Origin of the sequence: uncultured Winogradskyella sp. (assembly GCF_947501905.1) — a bacterium.
Classification (GTDB): Bacteria; Bacteroidota; Bacteroidia; order Flavobacteriales; family Flavobacteriaceae; genus Winogradskyella.
Genome location: NZ_CANMXL010000010.1, coordinates 1 through 3,076 on the forward strand (window position 1 = coordinate 1; position 3,076 = coordinate 3,076).

At 30.4% G+C, this 3,076-nt stretch carries 2 protein-coding genes; both read right to left on the bottom strand.

Translation table 11 applies throughout. The annotated features are described in order from the left end of the window. Nucleotides 1–189: 189 nt before the first annotated feature. Entirely contained in the window at nt 190–2,145 is a 1,956-nt protein-coding gene (locus tag Q0770_RS14620) for a putative porin (RefSeq protein ID WP_299118170.1), read from the bottom strand. A 104-nt stretch (nt 2,146–2,249) separates the two neighbouring features. Then, nucleotides 2,250–2,981 carry a hypothetical protein gene (locus tag Q0770_RS14625; RefSeq protein ID WP_299118173.1) on the bottom strand — a complete coding sequence of 244 codons (732 nt, stop codon included), beginning with the start codon at nt 2,979–2,981 and terminating at the stop codon, nt 2,250–2,252. Between the last annotated feature and the right edge of the window lie 95 nt (nt 2,982–3,076).

Below are 3,076 nucleotides of genomic sequence, written 5' to 3' on the forward strand. Positions count from 1 at the left end.
TTTACCAAATTAATTTTTATTTACTTTTTTTGACAATTATAAATAACTTATTATCAGTGATTAAGACTGATGAAAAATTGAAGAATTTTAATATTGCGTTAGGTATAGAGCCTTTGTTGGAGCTCTATAGACTATAAGCGACTGGTGATAGCCCGACCAAGCTCATTGCTTGGTAACGCCAAAATAGTTTTAGAGAAAGAAATTCCACACTAAACCAAATCTAACAGTAAAATCTCTATAGGGATTGTTTGGTGCGGAAAAATAATCATACCCTGTAAAGGATGAGTTAAAATGTTCTGCTTTAAGATATATACGTGTTTGACGTACTTTAGCGTTTATAAAAAAGTCGAGTCTAGGGAAGCCTCCTATTTCGGTTTGGTTTTGTGTATAGAATTCTGCTAGTAGTGGATCATAACCGTTACCATTATATTTACTAAAATAATTAAGTGTAATTCCTGTCTGGAATTTTAGAGATTTTTTAAAAACTTCATCCGAATAGTATAGTGTGTTTCTTGTTATTAATGATGGAACATTGAGAACATTATCATTACTTGTTACATTTTGATACATGATTGTATTATCTAATGCAAATTTGCCCAAACGAAATTCTTTTTGAATTTTTAATCTCAGGTATTGTATTGATTCTGTATACTGAGCTGGCTTAATTACCTTGGTGTTGTTATCTATGCTTTGCAAATTAAAATATGTGTAATTATCTATATTGCTTATATCTGCAGACGCACTACCATACTTTTTTGATTTAAGGCTAAATGCTATTTGTTGAGTCTTTATATTATTGAAACTACTTTGATTATCCCAGTTATAGTTTGTGTAATCACTTTGGTATAATAGGTGATTGTAATTTGGTAATCTAGAATTAATATCAACTTTACCTTCTAAATACAAATTATCAGATAGTTTATAACCAACTTTAGCGTTAATGAAATTCCCTTTTATTTCTTCAGATAAGTTTGCTCCTATTTCCCCATTAAAAAGAAAGTCTCCTAGTTGCTTTTGGTAAGCGCCTTTGAATCCAAAGAAATTTGCTTTAATTCTATTAGTAATTGTTTGGTTGCTTAGTGTAACTAAACTGTTATATCCGTAATTAACATCATTATAAGAGAGTTTAAATTTTATATCTCCTACTATGTTATTCTTAAAAAGAATACCGAAATCTGTATAAAAATCTTCGAGTGTTACTCTGTCTGCAATACTATTACTAAAGGAAGTACCAAAAAAATCATTATCAGCGGATGTTTGATTAAACTCATAAAACTTATCTTCAAAAGAAACCGTATTGGTTAATGATAATTTTGTGTTTGAAGTACTATCTACTTTACTTATTAAGGAAAATGCTTGTTCTAAATGAAAACGTTTTCCTTCTAATATATTTTCTGCATTCTCAAAATTGGGATCAAATACAGAACGGTCTATTATTTCTTCTACACCATCTTTAAATCTTTGTACATCCACATCAGTTAAGCCTCCATTCTCCTGATTTAGTAAATCTTGCATAGTTACATGACCTCTCATACCATATTTTCCATTCTTAGTCTTATAGTTGGTAGTAAATCTAAAATTACCTGTACTTGTTAAAGCATTTTGATAATTACCTAAAGATCTAAGTCCTTTATAGGCTATCGAAAAATTAAATTGCTTTGAAGTATTTACAGTGAAAAAAGCATCTAAATTCTGTCCTTGAGAAAAAACAGTTTTAAAGTATAATTCTGTTAATGGTGTTGGCACATGGTAGTAGTTAATATCTTCAATCTCCATGTAATTGAAATGTCTAGCTTGAGCAGAGAATAAAGGTATAATATGATTAGTTGAAGCATCTAAGCTAAGCGTATTATATGTTTGTCCTGTATTAGCAAACTGTATACTATTAAAATTGTCTTTACGTAAATAGTTATACTTATACTCTTTTTTAATTGTTAAAGTAGTGTCTACATATGTAGTATCATTCTTGAAATCTAAGATTAAATACTTTTTTATTGAAGGCTTTTTATCAATAGTCTTGGATGACTTGCTAGATTTAGTTTTTAAAGTATCTGATACAATTGGAGCCTTGTTTTTAAACTTCTTCTGAGCTATTGCGTTGACAGAAAAGATTAACAAAAAAAAGCAAATAAGTAATCTGTTCATTAATTATAATCTATTTTGGGTAGTAAAATTAAACAATTAAAATATAAAGCATAAAAAAAGCGGCTCTATAAAGAACCGCTTTTTTAAAGTATTATTATTTATCCTTATGGATTAACACAGAAATCTGTTGATTCTGATGCCCCAAATACACCACCTGATGCGTGGTTAATTATAGAACAGTCTACAGTATAACTTCCGTTACCATATGCACAGCAGATACCATCACCAAAAGAATCATTGATAGTAAAAGTATAACAACCATCTGGTAAATTAACTGTTGCACTATTAGCTCCTCCAGCAGCAACTGTGCTACCATCGACCTGAGATGTTATAACCCAAGATGTTTCTCCTGGATATGCATCAGGCACAATAGTTACAACAACATCGTTACAAACAATTTCTCTAAAATAATTTATTGATACTGTATCATTGAAAGAGAAATCTCCTGCTGGTGCCTCAATATTTAATACTAAATCCTTAGTATCTCCATCCATTCCAGCTATGTTAGCAAATGTAAAGTCTACTGCTAATATCCCAACGAATTCTCCTGCAGGTATAGTAATGCTACCTATTGAATATTCACCTGATGTACCAGGTGTAGTTGCGTCAGCATCAACTGTTACATTAAAATTTCTATCACTTCCAGACCTAGTTGTACTATTTACAGGTATTTCTAATGTTAAATTCTCTAAAGGAATAGAAATACTGTATGATGTCTGGCCAAATGATAAGGCAGTCTGACCATTATCTGCATCATATATAATTAAATCCTCTTCACAGCCTAAGAAAGCTCCTGTAAAAAGCACTAATGCAATAAGTTTATATATTTTTTTCATAATATTTATAATTTAAGGATTAATAGCCAGGGTTTTGCTGAGCTCCAATTCCAGGATTTGCATTAATCTCTACAATAGGGATAGGTAATGTAAAT